Here is a 17,694-nt window from a genome sequence, read left to right as displayed (position 1 = left end):
TCAATTTTCTTGGGAGGCCCAGTATGCAAACACTGAATTTAGATAAACTACAGGATTTTACCAGGCATGATTTGGAGGATTTTTATCAATTTTTGTTGCAAAAATACGCGGGGCAACAGCAAGACCTTAAGGAATCAGCGCCGTTAGCGCCTCGCTTGGTTAAACCATTCGAGCCGCCGCCGCGCGAAGCGGTGTATGAGCGTTAACTGTTTTGTCGACTCCAACGTCTGACTTTATACTTTCATGGATGAGAGTTCGCCCAAACACCAACAAGCTTTAACGGTTATCGCACAGCCCGGCGTAATGCTTAGCACTCAAGTCGTCAACGAGGTCTGCAACAATCTGCAGCGAAAAGCCGGATACACCGAGCAAGAGATTCGACTAACCGTGGATAATTTCCGGCAACGTTATCCGATACATACCGTCACATTGGATGATGTACGCCGGGCCTCCGAATTACGCGAATCGTTCAGTTTGTCCTATTGGGATAGTTTGCTGATCGCCTCGGCAATGGCAGCCGATAGCCGGACATTTACTCGGAAGATATGCACAATGGTTTAAACATAAACGGTTTACAGCAAATCAACCCTTTTGCCTCGTAAAAGTCGGTAATTTAATAGCGAACACTCAAACTAATGACCGAAACTTCTAGCAACCAAGGCGTTTATTTCCTGTCGTTATCGGTGGAAAACGTGCGCTGTTTTGCCGAAAAACAGACGCTGGATTTGTCGGACGGTAGCGGCCGGCCAGCGCAGTGGACAGTGATTTTGGGGGATAATGGGGTTGGCAAAACAACATTGCTAGAAGTCTTAGCTAATTTGATGTTAAGAGGAGATGAAACTCACGATTGGCCGAGAAAGAACGCCCAAACATTCAAAGTAAATTACCAATTGGTGTTCGACAGCCAAATTAATAATTCTGATCGCGCTTTTCAGCGTCAAGAAATTACTGTCGACCTCAATTTATATGAAGGCAGAGCGCCTGAAAATACCAGAATCTATCCTTATAGCGCCAGTAGAAGACCTCTCAAAAACAGTGCTGTTCGACTTAGAGACACCAGAAGCGATATTCCCGACAGCCCTGAAGAATTAATAAATGCTGAGGAATGGTTGTTACAAATTGACTATATCGTTAACCGAGCATCCGATCCATCTATTGAACACAAATATAAACAACGATTTACACTGATTAGAGAAACATTAATTGATTTGTTGCCAGACTTGAAAGATATTCGCATTTCGGAGCCTAGCGAAACTATTCCAAAACCCAGGGTAGAATTCAGAACATTAGACGGCTGGATATCATTGCACAAAATGAGTTTGGGTTACCAAACGATGGTAGCTTGGATGGTGGACTTAGCCGCAAGATTATTCGATGAGTACCCAAATTCCCCCAACCCCATCGTCGAACCGGCTGTGGTGTTGATCGACGAAATCGACCTGCATTTGCATCCCAAATGGCAGCGGACCATCATGGCTTATTTGAGCGAACGCTTCGTCAATACTCAGTTTATTGTTACCGCCCATAGCCCCTTAATCGTGCAGGCTGCGGAAAATGCCAATATCGTGGTGCTTAAGCGCGAAGGCGACTCGGTTAAAATTCATCAACATCCGCAAGACGTCAAAGGTTGGCGTATCGACCAGTTATTAACCAGCGACTTGTTCGATTTGCCCAGCGCCCGTTCGCCGCATTATGAAAACCTGTTGAACCAACGCCGGCAGATTTTGAGCCAAGCGCAATTGACCGATACCGATCAAGCCAAATTGTCTGAACTGGAATGTCAAATCGGAGAACTGCCCACAGCGGAAACCCCCGAAGATATTGACGCGATGAATATTATTCGCCGTGCGGCGGAACTGTTGAAATAGGTCCGATGATTTTTATCCAGCGCAGCCAGGAACCCGCCGTATTGCAAAACAAGGGTAAAGCTGAACAACAGGCTTTTTGTGAGGCTTATGATGCTGGCAAACGCGAATTTAAATTCGATAGTGCGATTTACGGAAATCCCACCGTTAAAACCGCGTTATTAAAAATGCAGTGTGACAAGTGCTGTTTTTGCGAGTCGAAAATTTCCCATATTAGTTATGGCGATGTGGAGCATTACCGGCCCAAGGGCGGCTACAAACAAGCGGAACAGGACGAATTGCATGCTCCTGGCTATTATTGGTTGCCTTATACTTGGGAAAACTTGTTGCTGAGCTGCACCTTATGCAATCAACAATTTAAGAAAAATCTGTTTCCTTTGTTGGCCCCGCAGGAGCGAGCACTTAACCACCACGACGACATTACGTTGGAACAGCCACTGTTAATCAACCCTTCCGCCACCGATCCTCGGCAATATATTGGCTTTCGGCAAGAGATTCCCTATGCGATTGACGGCAATATCTACGGCAAAGCAACGATTGCTGTTGTGGGATTAGATAGAGAAGCGTTGAATGAAAAGCGGCGTAGCCACCTTGCGTTGATTAATCAATTAATTGCGGTGATAAAACTTGCGAACAAGCAACTCGAAAACACTGAACTTCAATCGGTAGCCGCGCAAGCAAAACAAATAATTGCCGAAGCGATATTACCAACGGCGGAATATTCGGCCATGATAAATGCACAATTACCGGCATTACACTGACGGCTTAAGCCTGCCGGACGATTTTGAATTGATAAAATAACCTAAATAGACATCCTCACTGGAGACAAATCCTATGACTAATTCCGTTACACACGCCGAAGTCTTGGTTCTGGGCGGCGGCCCCGGCGGTTACACCGCTGCCTTCCGCGCTGCCGATTTGGGGAAGCAAGTCGTATTGGTCGAACGCTATCCAGTTTTAGGCGGTGTTTGCTTAAATGTCGGCTGCATTCCCTCCAAAGCTCTGCTCCACACTGCGCAAATTATTCACGAAGCCGAGGCGATGGCGGAACACGGCGTCAGTTTCGGCAAGCCAAACATTGACTTGGACCAAATTCGTGCCTGGAAACAAAGCGTCAGCCAAAGCCTGAATCAAGGCTTGGGCAAACTGGCCAAGCAACGTAAAGTCACTGTAATCCATGGCGTGGGTAAATTTGCCACCGCCAACAGCTTAACGGTGACCAGCGAGGCCGGCGTGCAAACCGTCACCTTCGACAATGCCATCATCGCCGCCGGCTCGCAGCCAACTAAAATCCCCAGCTTTCCGCATGACGATCCTCGCGTTTGGGATTCCACCGACGCACTGGAACTGAAATCGGTACCGGAAAAACTATTGATCGTCGGCGGCGGTATTATCGGCCTGGAAATGGCGACTGTTTACCATGCGCTGGGTTCGAAAATCAGTGTCGTGGAATTGATGGATCAGATTATCCCCGGCTGCGACAAAGACTTGGTCACGCCACTGCAACGCAAAATCAAAAAGCAGTACGAGAATCTGTGGCTACAAACCAGCGTTAAGGCGATGGAAGCTACCGATGCCGGCATTAAAGTCACGATGGAAGGCAAAGGCGCACCGGAATCCGAAGTGTTCGATGCGGTCTTAGTGGCGGTGGGCCGCCGGCCGAACGGTAAATTGATCGACGCCGATAAGGCGGGCGTCAATGTAGACGAGCGTGGCTTCATCCCGGTGGACAAGCAAGGCCGTACCAATGTCAGCAATATTTTTGCGATCGGCGACATCGTCGGCAATCCAATGCTGGCCCACAAAGCCACGCACGAAGGCAAAATCGCCGCCGAAGTCATTGCCGGGCACAAAGCCGGTTTCGACGCACTAACCATTCCTTCGGTCGCTTACACCGATCCGGAAGTAGCTTGGATGGGCCTAACCGAAACCCAGGCGCAGCAGCAAGGCGTGGAATTCAACAAAGCCGTATTCCCATGGGCCGCCAGTGGCCGCTCTTTGGCACTGGGCCGCAGCGAAGGTATTACTAAAATCCTGACCGACAAAACCACCGGCCGTATTCTCGGCGCCGGCTTTACCGGCCCCGGTGCCGGAGAATTAGTGGCAGAAGCCGTGCTGGCTTTGGAAATGGGCGCGGATGCGACAGACATTAGCCTCAGCATCCACCCGCATCCAACTTTATCGGAAACCTTTGCGTTTGCAGCGGAAATGATAGAGGGAACGATTACCGACCTGTATGTAAAGAAATAGTGCTTATTTTGCTAAACGCAAAATTCGTGAGTGAGTTAAACGTCAGCCTGCCATTTTTTGGTGAGAACGCCGACATCATATAGAAGGAACAGCGAGTGGAAAAATTTGTCTTTGGGGCTGGCGAAGATGACAGAAAAAGGTTGCTGAATTTCGTTGATGCTCTGCAGCAGTTTTTAGAGAAGGTGATAAATAACGGCGAGTATTTTCAGCCGAAATTTCGCGACGATTATAAAAAAGCCTGGATTGAGCTTAACCCAAACTTTTCGGCGCTAAAAGACGGCTTGCAACGTGCGGAAACCCACACCTTGTTAGCGCAAGGCTTATTGGGAACCCAGCTAAATCTAAAGCTCGCCGTCATCAATCATTTTTTAGGCGAATTTTTGCTGTACGGAATAGAAATTATCGGCGGCCACAAACTGCTTGAAAGACTTTTGGGTGTTGTCAGCAAATTACTGGCAAACATGGCAACCGCAGTGGGCACCGGCTTAGCCATTCAGAGCTTCGTAGATTTTCTTGTTGCCATGATCAAGGAAGACAGCTAGTGATTGTTCGCTTAGGCAATGCCTAAGCGAACGAAACCCGAACCACTAAAACGCTATTCAAGCGGCTTTCTTAACTTCTACGCCTCTAGCCAACAAGCCATCTCGACCTTTCTCCGCCAAAGCCAGGATTTGATAAGCCAAATCTTCGGCGATATTCAATTGCTTTAAAGAGGCGGCCAAATGCTCCATCACGATGTCGTAATGGAAATCGTCAGGACCGAGCTTGATCAAAAAACTATGAGCCGGCGTTAACAACGTGATGCTTCTAATCTCTTGCCCGCCAACGATATCCAGCAGGAAGGCAAAATCGTTGCCGGTAACCAAACTCGGTTTGGCGTTGGTGCGGGCAAACGCTGCCGTAAAATACCCATCCAATGCCTCTAATACTCTATCATCGTCACTATTTAAGCTATTGAAGTAAGCTTTCAAATAGGCTTTTAGCGCATCAGCCTGCTCAGCAGCCGGGCGGGTAAAGAAGAAGCGGTTAATCCGATAGTCGTCCAGCATTTTTGCATAAAACACATCGACTATTTTACCCATCAGGACGTGGTCGCTGAGAGCTGCGCGCAAGGCATGGATCTGAGGTGCTACAGTTGCGTTCATATTTTTCTCCGGATGATAGTTTTAATAGACATCCCGAGCTTTCCAGTCACGGTGTTTTTGTCAACCTTTTAACCGGATTAACGCTATACAAAAGCCATACACGCAACTTTACAAATACTAACCATCTGACAAAGCGCCTAAAGCCCAAACGGCACTATTTTTTCGGCACATAGCCTTCCGGCAACTCGAAACCACCGGCAAACAAAAATTTCTCGCGCTCGGCTTCCAATATTTTTTTCGCAGCCGGATCGAAACTGGACAGCCGCTGCTCGTTAATTATCATGGTTTGCATCGCTAACCAGTCCTTCCAGGCCTGTTTCGACACATGCTCGAAAATGCGTTGGCCGTTGACACCCGGAAACGGTGGCGCATCCAGACCCTCAGCCTCAACGCCCAGTTTTACGCATGTAATCATTCTCGTCATTTTGATCCTCTGTGACATGTTGTTGCAGCAGACGCTTGATCGGCGCCGGCAAACCTAAAGTAGTAATCTCGGCGGTTTTATACCAAACCGCCCGCTCGCCTTCCATCACATTGTTTATGGGGTTTTCCAACTTTGCCAGGATCGGTGTGTAGTCCAGATGATAATGCGAGAAACTGTGGCGCTGGTCTGGTAAAGTCTGCAAAGCATGCATTTGGTAATGGCGTTGCAGACACCAATCTTGCAAAGCCTGCGGATCGTCAAATTCCGGCAGACTCCATAGCCCACCCCAAATGCCGGTCGGTGGCCGCCTTTCCAATAAAACCCGGTTTTCCTTGTCTAGTAACAGCAAAAAATATAGTTGTTTGACCGGTACGTCCTTGCGAGGCTTGGGGCCTGGTAACTGTTTTACTAAGGCCAACTGCCTAGCCTGACAGCCTTCTGCAACGGGGCAGATCTCGCATAGCGGCTTACTGCGGGTGCAGAGCGTGGCACCTAAATCCATCATCGCTTGCGTGTAGTCGCCGGTTCTTTGCGTCGGCGTATAGCGCTGACTAATTTGCCAAAGCTGCGCAGCCACTTTATTGTCACCTGGCCAGCCATGCACGGCATGAAACCGCGCCAACACGCGCTTGACGTTGCCGTCCAATATGGGCTGGCTTTGCCCGCAAGCGATGCTGAGTATCGCCCCCGCAGTGGAGCGGCCGATGCCAGGCAAGGCACTTAGCTCTGCGACGGTTTGCGGGAATACGCCGGCATTGCCGGCAACGATTTGCGCAGTTTTGTACAGATTTCTGGCGCGCGCATAATAGCCAAGCCCGGACCAGTATTGTAAGACTTCGTCCAGTTCTGCGCTTGCCAGGCTTTGTACCGTCGGAAATCTGGCGACGAAGCGATTGAAATATGCAATCACGCTGACTACTTGCGTTTGCTGCAACATAATCTCCGACACCCACACTCGATAAGGATTAATGTCCAGTTGCCATGGCAAATCCTTGCGGCCATGGCTATCAAACCAATTAAAGAGCTTTTGTTGGAATTGTTCGGGGGACATGTCGCTTGGGTGAAAGGGAAAAATCAATTAGGCATAGCCACCGGATAGTACCGTAAAGGATTTAGATAAGGCAAAAGCCGTTTTGCGCCAGTGATATCCGAGCCGGAAATAGCCAGACAATGCTTGAGTACCCTGCCAGGTTGTTTAGCAAGGAAGGTTATCCGCTTTTTTGTGTGATATTCTCTATTTAAGGAATCAAGCCCGTCCAACGAGCTAAATGATTGATCAAATTCAGTCCCCTACAAACAGGAGTTGCAATGCTTATGTTTTCTCTGATTTCCTCATCTAGCAACGCATGGCAGCGGGCCGCCCAGCTATTCATTACCATTGCCAGCATCCTGACAATAGGCCAGCTAATTGCACTAGTACCGGTAATGACGGAATTGGAAGTGGCCGGCGTATTCAAGGCCGCGGCCGTAGTCTGGTTTTTTGCCAGGCTGGCAGCATTAATCTTGTTTTATTTTTTTGCCGGCTACGTGATAGAGGCCATTCCCAACAGCGGCGGTGCGTTGTCGTTTGCCAAAGGCATTGCGGAGCCGTTAACCGCTCTGTTGATTTTGATTACCGTACAGACGTTGTTTTGGGAGTTATTGGCGCCGTTCGTCGATAGCTTGGGTAGAACGATTTACCATAGTAGCGCGATCATTCTGATTGTAAGCGTCAGCATTTGGTTTGTGTTCAGGGCCTATAGCCATGCTACTTACCTGATCGATACCATTGCCAAGCTGGTTAAAATGTTATCAAGGCTTCTCCCCCAGCAAAACCCGGCCTGTCAGCAATGCGGCGCCGACATTAGCGCAAATACTCATTTTTGTAATGCCTGCGGACATAAAACCCAATCATCCAATACATGTCCCGCATGCGAAGCGAAGGTTTCGGTTGATCAACAATATTGCCAAAGTTGCGGATCTAAGCTTGGCAGTACAACAGTTACGGACAGCTGAGGAAAGCTAGATTAAGCTGAAGTCGCAATTCTAATTCGATAGCTTAACCACACAGCAAAAATCTTCGTTGAGTTGATAGGCTCCAAGCCGCCATGGTCAGCACAATTGGCGGCTACCTGTTCCAACTTATTTCATACCAAACGCAATAGCCTTATGAACCAGCCCGCACTAGCGGCAAGGCTGGTACCAAATTAAATTTGCCAGCTTTTTGAGTTTTGGCAGATCACTCGGAAAGGCGCTTGGCTACTCGCTGATAAGCTTCCTTCAACTCCTCTCCAACGATTTTGGCCTTGGCGATGTACTCTTCGGAAGTCTCTATCGATTCGTCGGCAATTTCAGCGGCTTTACTTTTAATCTGCAACCACTGTTTTTCCGCTTCTGCAAATTCATCCTTGGCATCCATTGAAGCCAGATGCAACTTCAGTTGCAATTCCTCGCGAACCGAATCCAGATTAACGAGCAAACTTTCAAATTCGTTTTTTAATGACATGCCCCACCTCTTTGCTTGATTAAAATTACAAAGTCTCTTGGACCATTGCGGACAATTAAAGTTTAGTCTGCTGAATGCTTTGCTAGAAGCTTTTAAAAGCAATCCAGTGCGTTGAAATGAAACGGGGGGGAAGAACGAAAGTGGAAACCGCGGTTGATTTCCACTCTATCTAACAAAAAAGCCGTAGGTACCAATTGGCAACTACGGCTTAATCTTTAAACGATGGTTACTTCTTCGGCTTGAGGGCCTTTAGGGCCGCGGCCCAATTTGAACTGTACATGCTGACCTTCGTCCAGCGTTCTGTAGCTGTTGTTTGGGTTCAGAATGTTTTTGAAATGTACGAAAACGTCAGGGCCTTGTTTTTGTTCGATAAAGCCGAAGCCTTTGTCTGCGTTAAACCATTTTACGACGCCAGTTGTCATTGTAGACATAATAAGTCCTATTAAAATTTAGATAATGCCTTAGCTAAGGTAAGGCGGGTCACGCTGGTAAATGTGGAAATTACTTAATGAAAAACTAGGACGAAGGACTACTGAAGAGACATCGAGCTGGTAGACAAAGGGTAAATCGTATTTTCTAGCTGGCTTGCATTCTAGGCTGATTCGACTGATTGTCAATTTAAATCGTAAAATCCAGTATTTAGATACTTCAGGGCTTATCTTCGCTATTCGGCAATTTGCGGGATTCCTCATGCTCAGCATAAACCTTTAACTACCAATGAATGCTTCATTAAAGCGATGCATCAGACGGCAATATTTGTTTGATGTTGGCGCGGCGATTTTGTTTTTCGGGGCGCTAACCCAGCAAGCTGAATTACGGCAAACCGCCGCTATTGCCGTTAGTGAACTAGCGGCGCAAGGCTACAAGATACCTAGCGAGGACGATCCGGTGCGGGTGTTTCCCGCGTTGACCAATGGAGGATTTAGCGGCCGCCATGCCGGCGGCTGGCGGCCCGGCAGTATTTATCTGCGGCAACAACCGCAAGGCGGGCTGAGCGAGGCGGTATATCTGCGTCACGAACTATTTCACGAAGCCAGTCATCGCAGCTGTAGTGGCCGTTTACCGGCCTGGGCTGAAGAAGCGGGTGCGATATATTTTAGCGGCGAATTGGCGGGCCTAGCACCTGGAGACTGGCCCGGCTCGCTTGAACTGCAACGCATCAAGAACCGGGTTAGGCAAGGCGCCGAGTTAGATAGCAATGACCGCGAGGCATTGGCCCGAATATTGGTCAATACCGGCTGGCCAAGCGAACCGTGTACCGTGTCGGCAAAATTAAATGAAATGCTCGGTCAGGCATTCGACGATGCGGGGGATAGCGCCTTCCTGTTGATGAGCCTACTGTCCGGGCGGATACTGGCAAGCGGCGGCGACCAAGTCAGCCGCTTACCCCCGGGTTCGTTGTTGAAAATTCCGTATACCGCGGCATTAGCGCAAGCCGATCCGGATTTGCTAGGTACAGAACTGGCGGCGAGCGATACCGAAAAGCTTTTGCGGCGCCGCGAGCAATTTCAAGGCGAACGCTATCGTCTGTTATTGTCGCCCATTAAAGACCAAAAACTTCCGGCGCAAACTGAACCATCGGACCTGCAGACCTGGCGATCTTACCTGGGCGAACGTAACGCCGACGGCGATTTTGCTTTACAGACCAACTTGCCCGAACTGGCACTAACAATGCGGGCGGCCTTGCTATCGAAGCCGGAATATTTTCGCGGCCTGAGTCAAAACGGTATCCTGCCCAACTCCACCTTGGCGGGGCAACGCGAAACCGATAAAAAATTGTTGCGCCAACTTCAAGTTCTAGCAAAAACCGGCACGGTATCGACTGTTGACGGCCACCCCTTGGCAGGCCACTTAATGCTAGCCTGGCCAGCTACGCACCCGGTATTTCTGGCGATATTTCGGCAACGCGGCGTCAGTGGCGCAGCAATATTAAGCAAAGCTGCCGCCTTCCTAAGCACTTGGCAACGCGACTATCCCAGCCGCTTTGCGGCAGTTAGGGTTAGTTTGTTAACGCCTACCGATCCAGATAGCTGGAGTGCGGAGCCGGACTGTCCGTTAGTGGCTAACCAACACGGGCGCTTTACGGTTTGCGGGCAAATCAGGATCGTTTCCAGCGCACGGGGCAGCCGATCCGAGCGGGTGGTGAAAGGTGTTCTACGACAAACTGATGAACACCGAGTAACCGTGCTGGAAACTGATGTCGACAGCTATGTCGATGGCGTATTGGCTGCCGAGGCCCAAAATTTAGCAGGCAGTGCACGCGACGCGATGCGGGCCGTGATTGCCTGGAACGGCAGTCACGGCAGCCATAGGCACAATGAATCAAGCTCACTTTGCGACACCACGCATTGCATGGTCTATCTCGGCGAGTCGCCTGAGGACAAGCCGCGACACAGCAGCCACACGGATATTGCGTTACTGACGCTTTTGGACCAACTGGCGGCCAAATCCGGATTGAACTGGTTGCCGTTTGCCAACGGCGGTGATCAGCACTGGCAACGGCAGCTCTCAAGCGCCGAGCTAAGCCGGGCATTTGCGGAAAATCAAATTCTGGATATTCGCCGCGAACGGCGCAAAGACGGCGAGTTGTTTATCCGCTTATTTTATCCGACCAGCGAAGAGCTGCTCAGTTGCGAGATTTTTCGTAATACCCTGAAGCTACCTTCTTGCCCTGACTCGGTAATAGCTGCCGATGGTCAAATCTGGCAATTTGCAGGCATAGGCGCCGGGCACGGCCTGGGTTTATCCATCGCCAGAGCTCAGGCTTTGGAGGAGGGCGGTCGAACGGCGGAACAGATTTTGCGGGATGCTTACGGATCAAGCCGTTAGGTCAGGCGCTTCAGCCAGACCTAACGTATTATGCCGCCGAGTTCGATCAAGTGATGACGTCAGGCTCGGTTCTGCCGGTACGTTTTTTGACCTCGCACAACTGCTCGGCAATCTCTATTAATTCCGCCAGCGCGACTTGGGCATCCTGATCGTGCTTGCTGACATCACGCTCGTAGCGTTCCAAATAAATACGCAAAGTAGCGCCGACCGTGCCCGTACCGGACAGCCGGAACACGATGCGCGAGCCGTTCACAAAACCGATACGGATGCCTTGGTTGCTGCTGACACTGCCATCGACCGGATCGGTGTAACTGAACTCGTCGGCAAATTTGACTTCGTAATCACCCCAGCTTTTACCAGGCAAGCTGCTTAACTGGCTACGCAAATGCGCGACAATGCCGTTGGCGATCTCCGAATCGACCGCTTCGTAATCGTGGCGACAATAAATGTCGCGGCCGTATTTTTGCCAGTGTTCATGGACAATGTCTTCCACCGATTCGCGTTTGCGCGCGATTAAATTCAACCAAAACAACACAGCCCACAATCCGTCTTTTTCACGGACATGATTGGAGCCGGAGCCGAAGCTTTCTTCGCCGCAGATAGTAATTTTGTCGGCATCCAGCAGGTTGCCGAAAAATTTCCAGCCGGTTGGGGTTTCGTAGCAAGGCAGGCTTAGCTTATCGGCAACGCGGTCAACCGCCTGGCTGGTCGGCATCGAACGCGCCACGCCGCTAATGCCTTTGGCATAGGCCGGGATCAGCTTGGCGTTGGCGGCCATGATCGCCAAGCTGTCGCTGGGAGTAACGAATATGTTCGCGCCCATCACCATATTACGGTCACCATCGCCGTCTGACGCGGCACCGAATGTGGGTGCGTCGGCGCCGAACATGATTTCACAAAGTTCGTGGGCATGGGCCATATTCGGATCGGGATGGCCGCCACCGAAGTCTTCCAGCGGCACGGCATTAAATACCGAGCCAGGTGCTGCGCCCAACGTATCTTCCAAGATATGCTTGGCATAGGGGCCGGTGATAGCATGCATCGCATCGAAACGTAAGGTGATAAAGCCGTTATGGATGCTTTGTTTGAGCAGGTCGAAATCGAATATCTTGGCCATTAATTCAGCGTAATCGGCTACCGAATCGATAATTCGAATTTTCACGCCCCCTTTCTCGACTTCACCGATAAGGTCTAAATCTATGTCGCCGAAACGGGCCTTTTTGTAGCCAGTGATGGTTTTGGTATTCTCGTACAGTTTGTCGGTAAACTTTTCCGGAGCCGGGCCGCCGTTACTGACGTTATATTTGATCCCAAAATCTTCTTCAGGGCCGCCGGGATTGTGACTAGCTGATAGAACAATGCCTCCGAACGCATTGTATTTCCTAATAATATTTGATGCGGCAGGAGTGGACAACAAGCCGCCTTGGCCTATAATGAGCTCACCGAAGCCGTTGGCTGCAGCCATTTTTATAATGATCTGGATAGCTTTACGGTTAAAGTAGCGGCCATCGCCGCCAATCACCAAGGTTTTGCCCTGAAAATCCTCCAGACTGTCGAAGATGGATTGGACGAAATTCTCCAGATATTTGGGTTGCTGGAAAACTTTGACTTTTTTGCGTAAGCCCGATGTACCGGGTTTTTGATCATCGTAGGGAGTCGTTTTGGTGATTGTTGTTGTCATATGCTACCCTTTGTAATACCTCGTTTCGAAAGGGTTAAATTACACCAAAACTTTGATTATTTACAGATTGCCATGATAAAGAAAAAATTATTAGGTGTTTTGATTGTGATGGGCTGTACCGTATCGGCACGCAGTTTCGCTGACCAGGATGTTTGGTTGCTGGTGGATACACAGACGCAAAGCATGGAAGTCAGGAAGGGCGACAAGACAGTTGCCGTGCTGGAAAATATCGCTATTGGCCGCAATGGCGCCGGCGAAAAGAATCATCGCGGCGATGACATCACGCCGCTCGGTAACTATCGGATCGGCTGGATCAACGAAAGAAGTGCTTTCCGTAAATTCTTCGGTCTAACATACCCCAATGTAGACAATGCCGATAATGCCTTGAAAAAAGGCAAAATCGATCTCGACACTTATGAAGCTATTGCCAGAGCGCATTCTGCCGGACAAATTCCGCCGCAAAATACCGATCTCGGTGGGCAAATCGGTATTCATGGTTTGGGCAGCGGTAGTCTGTCCATCCACAGATCCATGAATTGGACACACGGATGTATCGCGTTGACTAATGATCAAATTGATCAGTTAAGTCAATGGGTAGAAAAAGGGACACTCGTAACGGTGAAATAATGTTGGTAAAATCCAAAAAAATGTTGGACAATTACCACCGTTTTTCATTTATTATTTTTTGAAACCACAATCAAGGGGAAAACCATGATGAGAGCTATTACATTATCAGCAGTTGTTGCAATTGCAGCTTTGGCAACCGGTTGCGCAAGCACTTCAGACCTGGAAGCTTTGGACGCAAGAGTTGGCACTTTGGAAGGCAAAGTTGCTACTGCATCTGCTGACGCTGCTTCTGCAAAAGCCGCTGCTGCTGAAGCTGCTGCAAAAGCTGCTGCTGCTGAAGCTGCTGCTAACCGTGCTGCTCAATATGCTCAAGACACCAACAGCAAATTGGACCGTATGTTCAAAAAATCACAACACAAATAAGCATTATTGCTGTTGTTGATTTTAAAAAGCCCGTGAGCCGCAAGGCCACGGGCTTTTTTGTTGCCTCTATTTTGTTGCCGGCGCAGCTTGGCTTTGAACGACAGGAGCAGCCTGAGTAGGACGCTCATAAATAGCCACCGGAATACCCGCCGCTTTTTCTACCGCCGCTTTTAGCACAGAACCTTTGATTACCGGCATTTGCCCGCCATTGGCTTGCTCTATCAAATTCAATGCCGTATGCAAGCGCTGCTCATAGGTCGCCGGCGTCTCTTCCAGCTCTGGATACACTTCCATATACAAGGTATCGTGATACCAGCCCACCTTGATCGATTGGTTGACAATATTGACCGTGGTGCCCACTTTAACCATTGGAAAAAACTGCTCAATGTCAGCAGGATACATCCGCATACACCCATGACTAACCCGCATGCCAATACCATTCACAACATTAGTACTGTGAATCAGATAGCCGGGGATCCCCAATTTAAACGCAAACAGACCTAACGGATTATTCGGACCAGGCGGGTAATAAGGATCCAACACATCACCATCAGCCAAATGCTCGGCAATAATGGATGGCGGCGGCGTCCAGGAAGGCTTATCAGTTTTGCCGGTAATTTTCGTTTTACCTAACGGCGTTTTCCAGTTATCTTCCCGGCCGATACCGATGGCATAAGTCACAACCCGACTGGCATCCGGGTAAAAGTAGATCCGCATTTCCGGCAAATTAACGACAATTCCTTCTCTTGGCGCATTCGGCAACAAAAAGCTGCTGGGGATGCGCACTTGCGTACCTTCGCGGGGCAACCAACGATCCACATAGGGGTTGGCCAATACTATATGATCTTGCCCAAGCCGAAAATTTACCGCTATATCGATCAGAGTATCTTCCTGCTTGGCAGCGACATATTTGACCTCATGCGGTGGATTGCCTATCAGACTGTCACCCGGCCTATCCGGTGCCGGCAGCGTCAGCGCAGACGCCACAGTGCTGGCTGTCAGCAGCAAGCTGAATAACAAACGGTTTTTCATTAGGCGTTACCTTCAGCAGTAAATAATTCAAGCAGACGCGGCAAAAACTGAGCAAGTTCCGCAGTCATAATAGAAAAATCGGCATCAAACTGCTCGACTTCGTCGAATGCCTCAATATCGGCGGCTTGCTCCTGGATAAGATCAAGAAACTTGAGCCGTTTGACCGCCAAATTCTCATCCAACACAAACGAAATGCGTTCGGCCCAGCTCATTGCCAACTTAATCACTTGCTTGCCGCTATCCAGATGATTCTTGATTTCCGGCAAAGCCAAGTCGTGACGCTTGCAACGAATAATCGAGCCTTCCTCCTCCGGCGAACGCAACTCGCACTCGTCTTCGATTAAAATATCTTTCGGCGAGGTGTTGTCGATCAACCATTGCGTCATCACGCTAGCCGGTTTGGCGGTAGCGGTGAGCGGTACGATAGGCAAGGAACCCAGACATTTACGCAACTGGCTGAGCATGTCTTCGGCTTTTTTAGCCGATGCCGCATCCACGACCAGCCAGCCACCTTGGCTATCGATATAAGCATAGGTTTTGCGGGAAAACGAAAACGCCCGCGGTAGCAGTTCGAATATCAATTCGTCCTTGATCCGACTACGCTCTTTCGCAGGTAATTTGCGCGCCTCGCGTTCTTCAATTTCATTGATCCGCTCTTGCAGCATTTCGTTGATCACCGATGCCGGCACGACCTTTTCTTCCTTCTTGCCGCATAGCATCAAGAAACCGTTATTGGCATGCACCAGCGCATCCGAGGCCCTGCCGAGCGGCGCAGTCCAACCAAAACTGAACTCATCGTGGCTACCACAAGATCGGAACGGTTGTTGTTGCAGTTTTTGCTCCAAAGCAACAGCATCCAGAGTAAATGGCTCGGTAAAACGGTAGACAGCAAGATTTTTAAACCACATGAAATGACTCTTTTTTAAAAACCGGCCATTATCGCAAATTTACGCACACCTTATAAACCGACCCATCTAAAGACTAGCTAAAAAACACAGTTTGGCCGCAAATTTGCTTAGCGTGTAAACAAGTTATGCACATTAAACTGCTTACGACAAGGTCATAAAACGCTTGACAAAATAACTCGTTGAAATACAAAGCATCATTTGTAAATCATTGATTATTATCAACTAATGATAGTGGCCTAATACTATACAATTTGACCGCAGCCCAGAGCTACCGGGGACCAGCAAAGGCTTTCGACATTTAATACACAGAGTTATCCACAGCTTCTGTGAATAACTGAATTTACCCAACCGCAATAATCACTTAGCGATAAATCCAGACAAACAACTTTTAATTTGTCGCAGCAAGCAATGTCTTATTGCGTGGCAAGGTTTGTTAGAATGCCGCATAGTAAAGTCCCTCACTCACAACAAAGCGGTCACATCATGCTGTCAACCTGGGAAAACCTGATACTCGGCGCCCTGGCGCTGCTGCTTTTGTTCTGGATGCAGCCTGGCATCAAAGCCGCAATTGCGCGCAGCAAACAAACACCGTCCGATTGGCCCAGCGTTATTGTGCCTCTGTTGATGGTGGTGATGTTCGTGCTTTTCTTAATAGCAATGGTTTGACATGAACGACGAAGATTACCAAGAAGAATTCGAAGAAGAAGAAGATTATTACGACGAAACCCATTACGAGGAGGACGACGGCGAAATCGACGAAGAAGAAGTCGAATATTATGCGATACGTCCCAACAAGACCCGCATCAAAAAAGAAATAGCCGAAGTATTTGCGATGGCTGAAGAAATTTGCGCTCTATCCCCTGCACATATTGCCGAATTCGAATTTCCCGAGAGCATAGAACAAGCCCTGCGCGACGCCGGCAAAATGGGGCAAAACTCCGCCAGAAAGCGCCTGTTGAAATACATCACCGCGCAACTCAGAAAGCTGGATACCGCCGCGATTCATGAAAAATTGGCGCGGATGAAAAACCGCAGCGCCCATGCAGTCAGAGAACATCATCAGGCCGAACGCTGGCGCGATTTGTTGCTGGCAGCCAATGGCAATCAGCAACTGACCCAATTTATGGAAGAATTTCCGGGCGCGAATAGCCAACATTTGCGCCAATTGCAACGCAACGCGCAAAAAGAAGCCAAGGAAGCCAAACCGCCTAAGTCGGCGCGCTTGTTATACAAATACCTGAAAGAACTGATTGCCGATGCATCCGGCCTGCCGCCCTCTGACGAGGACGCGCAGGATAATCAGGATGCCGAGGATTAACACGCGATCAATTCCCCAATACCCGCATCTGGCCCAAGATCCAGCTTTGGCGTTTATGTACATAAGCGCTGGGCTGATCGGCCTTCAGCAGTATAGGGTTCGGCAGTGTGGCCGCCAACAGCGCAGCCTGATTGGCAGATAACTGCTGGGCGGAAATACCGAAATAACGGCGACTGGCCGCTTCTATACCAAATAAATGATCGCCGAACTCGGCAATATTCAAATACATTTCCAGAATCCGCTGTTTGTCCCAAATAGCCTCTATTAATAACGTAAACCAGATCTCCAGCGCCTTACGGCCGAAGTTTTTAGCCGGGCTTAAAAACAAATTCTTCGCGACTTGCTGACTGATCGTACTGGCCCCACGCAGTTTACCGCCGCGCAAATATTGGTTAAAAGCCTTGGTGATGGCGTCAACATCAAAGCCGTTATGCTGATAAAACAATTGATCTTCAGACGCGACCACCGCAGCAAAGGCGTGCGGCGAAATATGCCGGCGACTGACCCAGCGCTGATCAATGCCTCTATAGTGTCGGCCTTCGACCAGGTCGTCAACATGCTGATGTAGCATGAATGCCGACGTCGGCGCGGGCAGGTACCGCAATACGCCTACCAGCAGCAGCGAACTGAGCACAAAAAACAGCGCCGCATAAACCAGTCCGCGCTTGCAACGTTGCGGTAAAGAAAGCGCCGTTTTGGGTTGGCGCCAAAATTGGCGATAGCGGGCCGGATGGCGGAAATGCTTCACGAGCGATTCGAGCGTTGTG

Annotated in this window: 21 protein-coding genes; 12 read left to right on the top strand and 9 right to left on the bottom strand. The window is 49.4% G+C overall.

What is annotated here, in order from left to right; all coding sequences use genetic code 11:
- The first annotated feature begins 23 nt into the window (after positions 1 to 23).
- From ACMXD4_RS01265 to ACMXD4_RS01240, 6 genes are all read left to right on the top strand, one after another.
- Complete coding sequence (locus ACMXD4_RS01265) at positions 24 to 206, top strand: hypothetical protein (protein ID WP_415879618.1); 183 nt, start codon at positions 24 to 26, stop codon at positions 204 to 206.
- A gap of 37 nt (positions 207 to 243) precedes the next feature.
- Complete coding sequence (locus tag ACMXD4_RS01260; protein ID WP_415879617.1) at positions 244 to 561, top strand: PIN domain-containing protein; 318 nt, start codon at positions 244 to 246, stop codon at positions 559 to 561.
- A gap of 74 nt (positions 562 to 635) precedes the next feature.
- Positions 636 to 1,868 (top strand): AAA family ATPase, encoded by a 1,233-nt coding sequence (locus ACMXD4_RS01255; RefSeq protein WP_415879616.1) that lies wholly within the window; start codon positions 636 to 638, stop codon positions 1,866 to 1,868.
- 5 nt (positions 1,869 to 1,873) lie between these two features.
- The gene (locus tag ACMXD4_RS01250; RefSeq protein ID WP_415879615.1) at positions 1,874 to 2,626 is read left to right on the top strand and encodes a hypothetical protein; all 753 of its coding nucleotides are present in this window, start codon (positions 1,874 to 1,876) and stop codon (positions 2,624 to 2,626) included.
- Positions 2,627 to 2,699: 73 nt separating this feature from the next.
- The gene (lpdA, locus tag ACMXD4_RS01245; protein ID WP_033158249.1) at positions 2,700 to 4,115 is read left to right on the top strand and encodes a dihydrolipoyl dehydrogenase; all 1,416 of its coding nucleotides are present in this window, start codon (positions 2,700 to 2,702) and stop codon (positions 4,113 to 4,115) included.
- 95 nt (positions 4,116 to 4,210) lie between these two features.
- Complete coding sequence (locus tag ACMXD4_RS01240) at positions 4,211 to 4,657, top strand: hypothetical protein (RefSeq protein WP_033158250.1); 447 nt, start codon at positions 4,211 to 4,213, stop codon at positions 4,655 to 4,657.
- Between the two features lie 57 nt (positions 4,658 to 4,714).
- Here the strand turns inward: ACMXD4_RS01240 and ACMXD4_RS01235 are convergent, their stop codons facing one another.
- From ACMXD4_RS01235 to mutY, 3 genes are all read right to left on the bottom strand, one after another.
- A complete protein-coding gene (locus tag ACMXD4_RS01235; RefSeq protein WP_101053919.1) occupies positions 4,715 to 5,260 on the bottom strand; it encodes a hypothetical protein in 546 nt (181 codons plus the stop codon).
- 154 nt (positions 5,261 to 5,414) lie between these two features.
- The gene (locus ACMXD4_RS01230) at positions 5,415 to 5,684 is read right to left on the bottom strand and encodes an oxidative damage protection protein (RefSeq protein ID WP_033158252.1); all 270 of its coding nucleotides are present in this window, start codon (positions 5,682 to 5,684) and stop codon (positions 5,415 to 5,417) included.
- Positions 5,647 to 6,735 (bottom strand): A/G-specific adenine glycosylase, encoded by a 1,089-nt coding sequence (mutY, locus tag ACMXD4_RS01225; RefSeq protein ID WP_171696882.1) that lies wholly within the window; start codon positions 6,733 to 6,735, stop codon positions 5,647 to 5,649. The genes ACMXD4_RS01230 and mutY overlap by 38 nt, the downstream gene beginning before the upstream one ends.
- 257 nt (positions 6,736 to 6,992) lie before the next feature.
- On the opposite strand from mutY, the gene ACMXD4_RS01220 reads away from it, so the two are divergent.
- The gene (locus ACMXD4_RS01220; RefSeq protein WP_415879614.1) at positions 6,993 to 7,679 is read left to right on the top strand and encodes a zinc ribbon domain-containing protein; all 687 of its coding nucleotides are present in this window, start codon (positions 6,993 to 6,995) and stop codon (positions 7,677 to 7,679) included.
- Positions 7,680 to 7,902: 223 nt separating this feature from the next.
- Here ACMXD4_RS01220 and ACMXD4_RS01215 read toward each other — a convergent pair whose 3' ends face one another.
- The gene (locus ACMXD4_RS01215; protein WP_020484270.1) at positions 7,903 to 8,169 is read right to left on the bottom strand and encodes a hypothetical protein; all 267 of its coding nucleotides are present in this window, start codon (positions 8,167 to 8,169) and stop codon (positions 7,903 to 7,905) included.
- A 215-nt stretch (positions 8,170 to 8,384) separates the two neighbouring features.
- Positions 8,385 to 8,591, bottom strand: coding sequence for a cold-shock protein (locus ACMXD4_RS01210; RefSeq protein ID WP_033158255.1), 207 nt, complete (start codon positions 8,589 to 8,591; stop codon positions 8,385 to 8,387).
- Positions 8,592 to 8,886: 295 nt separating this feature from the next.
- Here ACMXD4_RS01210 and ACMXD4_RS01205 point away from each other — a divergent pair, with 295 nt between their 5' ends.
- The gene (locus ACMXD4_RS01205; RefSeq protein ID WP_415879613.1) at positions 8,887 to 10,998 is read left to right on the top strand and encodes a hypothetical protein; all 2,112 of its coding nucleotides are present in this window, start codon (positions 8,887 to 8,889) and stop codon (positions 10,996 to 10,998) included.
- A gap of 46 nt (positions 10,999 to 11,044) precedes the next feature.
- Here ACMXD4_RS01205 and ACMXD4_RS01200 read toward each other — a convergent pair whose 3' ends face one another.
- On the bottom strand, positions 11,045 to 12,679 hold the full coding sequence (locus ACMXD4_RS01200) for an alpha-D-glucose phosphate-specific phosphoglucomutase (protein WP_415879612.1): 1,635 nt from the start codon (positions 12,677 to 12,679) through the stop codon (positions 11,045 to 11,047).
- Positions 12,680 to 12,751: 72 nt separating this feature from the next.
- On the opposite strand from ACMXD4_RS01200, the gene ACMXD4_RS01195 reads away from it, so the two are divergent.
- Both ACMXD4_RS01195 and ACMXD4_RS01190 read left to right on the top strand, forming a co-directional pair.
- Complete coding sequence (locus ACMXD4_RS01195; RefSeq protein WP_033158317.1) at positions 12,752 to 13,306, top strand: L,D-transpeptidase family protein; 555 nt, start codon at positions 12,752 to 12,754, stop codon at positions 13,304 to 13,306.
- An 84-nt stretch (positions 13,307 to 13,390) separates the two neighbouring features.
- Entirely contained in the window at positions 13,391 to 13,669 is a 279-nt protein-coding gene (locus ACMXD4_RS01190; protein WP_165385904.1) for an Lpp/OprI family alanine-zipper lipoprotein, read from the top strand.
- 66 nt (positions 13,670 to 13,735) lie between these two features.
- On the opposite strand, the gene ACMXD4_RS01185 is transcribed toward ACMXD4_RS01190, so the two are convergent.
- The gene (locus ACMXD4_RS01185; RefSeq protein WP_171696886.1) at positions 13,736 to 14,701 is read right to left on the bottom strand and encodes a L,D-transpeptidase family protein; all 966 of its coding nucleotides are present in this window, start codon (positions 14,699 to 14,701) and stop codon (positions 13,736 to 13,738) included.
- Entirely contained in the window at positions 14,701 to 15,609 is a 909-nt protein-coding gene (gene rdgC, locus ACMXD4_RS01180; RefSeq protein WP_171696887.1) for a recombination-associated protein RdgC, read from the bottom strand. The genes ACMXD4_RS01185 and rdgC overlap by 1 nt, the downstream gene beginning before the upstream one ends.
- Positions 15,610 to 16,092: 483 nt before the next feature.
- Between rdgC and ACMXD4_RS01175 the strand changes: the two genes are divergently transcribed.
- Both ACMXD4_RS01175 and yjgA read left to right on the top strand, forming a co-directional pair.
- On the top strand, positions 16,093 to 16,275 hold the full coding sequence (locus tag ACMXD4_RS01175; protein ID WP_020484262.1) for a hypothetical protein: 183 nt from the start codon (positions 16,093 to 16,095) through the stop codon (positions 16,273 to 16,275).
- A 1-nt stretch (position 16,276) separates the two neighbouring features.
- Complete coding sequence (yjgA, locus tag ACMXD4_RS01170) at positions 16,277 to 16,927, top strand: ribosome biogenesis factor YjgA (protein ID WP_171696888.1); 651 nt, start codon at positions 16,277 to 16,279, stop codon at positions 16,925 to 16,927.
- 7 nt (positions 16,928 to 16,934) lie between these two features.
- Here yjgA and mtgA read toward each other — a convergent pair whose 3' ends face one another.
- A complete protein-coding gene (gene mtgA / locus ACMXD4_RS01165; protein WP_033158262.1) occupies positions 16,935 to 17,675 on the bottom strand; it encodes a monofunctional biosynthetic peptidoglycan transglycosylase in 741 nt (246 codons plus the stop codon).
- Positions 17,676 to 17,694: the final 19 nt, after the last annotated feature.

It is taken from the genome of Methylomonas sp. TEB, from assembly GCF_047777895.1.
GTDB lineage: Bacteria > Pseudomonadota > Gammaproteobacteria > Methylococcales > Methylomonadaceae > Methylomonas.
This window is presented reverse-complemented; position numbering and strand designations above follow the sequence as displayed.

Coding starts and splice junctions, on each gene's coding strand:
- ACMXD4_RS01265 (WP_415879618.1), top strand. CDS start 24: ATGCAAACACTGAATTTAGATAAACTACAGGATTTTACCAGGCATGAT.
- ACMXD4_RS01260 (WP_415879617.1), top strand. CDS start 244: ATGGATGAGAGTTCGCCCAAACACCAACAAGCTTTAACGGTTATCGCA.
- ACMXD4_RS01255 (WP_415879616.1), top strand. CDS start 636: ATGACCGAAACTTCTAGCAACCAAGGCGTTTATTTCCTGTCGTTATCG.
- ACMXD4_RS01250 (WP_415879615.1), top strand. CDS start 1,874: ATGATTTTTATCCAGCGCAGCCAGGAACCCGCCGTATTGCAAAACAAG.
- lpdA (WP_033158249.1), top strand. CDS start 2,700: ATGACTAATTCCGTTACACACGCCGAAGTCTTGGTTCTGGGCGGCGGC.
- ACMXD4_RS01235 (WP_101053919.1), bottom strand. CDS start 5,260: ATGAACGCAACTGTAGCACCTCAGATCCATGCCTTGCGCGCAGCTCTC.
- ACMXD4_RS01230 (WP_033158252.1), bottom strand. CDS start 5,684: ATGACGAGAATGATTACATGCGTAAAACTGGGCGTTGAGGCTGAGGGT.
- mutY (WP_171696882.1), bottom strand. CDS start 6,735: ATGTCCCCCGAACAATTCCAACAAAAGCTCTTTAATTGGTTTGATAGC.
- ACMXD4_RS01220 (WP_415879614.1), top strand. CDS start 6,993: ATGCTTATGTTTTCTCTGATTTCCTCATCTAGCAACGCATGGCAGCGG.
- ACMXD4_RS01215 (WP_020484270.1), bottom strand. CDS start 8,169: ATGTCATTAAAAAACGAATTTGAAAGTTTGCTCGTTAATCTGGATTCG.
- ACMXD4_RS01210 (WP_033158255.1), bottom strand. CDS start 8,591: ATGACAACTGGCGTCGTAAAATGGTTTAACGCAGACAAAGGCTTCGGC.
- ACMXD4_RS01205 (WP_415879613.1), top strand. CDS start 8,887: ATGAATGCTTCATTAAAGCGATGCATCAGACGGCAATATTTGTTTGAT.
- ACMXD4_RS01200 (WP_415879612.1), bottom strand. CDS start 12,679: ATGACAACAACAATCACCAAAACGACTCCCTACGATGATCAAAAACCC.
- ACMXD4_RS01195 (WP_033158317.1), top strand. CDS start 12,752: ATGATAAAGAAAAAATTATTAGGTGTTTTGATTGTGATGGGCTGTACC.
- ACMXD4_RS01190 (WP_165385904.1), top strand. CDS start 13,391: ATGATGAGAGCTATTACATTATCAGCAGTTGTTGCAATTGCAGCTTTG.
- ACMXD4_RS01185 (WP_171696886.1), bottom strand. CDS start 14,701: ATGAAAAACCGTTTGTTATTCAGCTTGCTGCTGACAGCCAGCACTGTG.
- rdgC (WP_171696887.1), bottom strand. CDS start 15,609: ATGTGGTTTAAAAATCTTGCTGTCTACCGTTTTACCGAGCCATTTACT.
- ACMXD4_RS01175 (WP_020484262.1), top strand. CDS start 16,093: ATGCTGTCAACCTGGGAAAACCTGATACTCGGCGCCCTGGCGCTGCTG.
- yjgA (WP_171696888.1), top strand. CDS start 16,277: ATGAACGACGAAGATTACCAAGAAGAATTCGAAGAAGAAGAAGATTAT.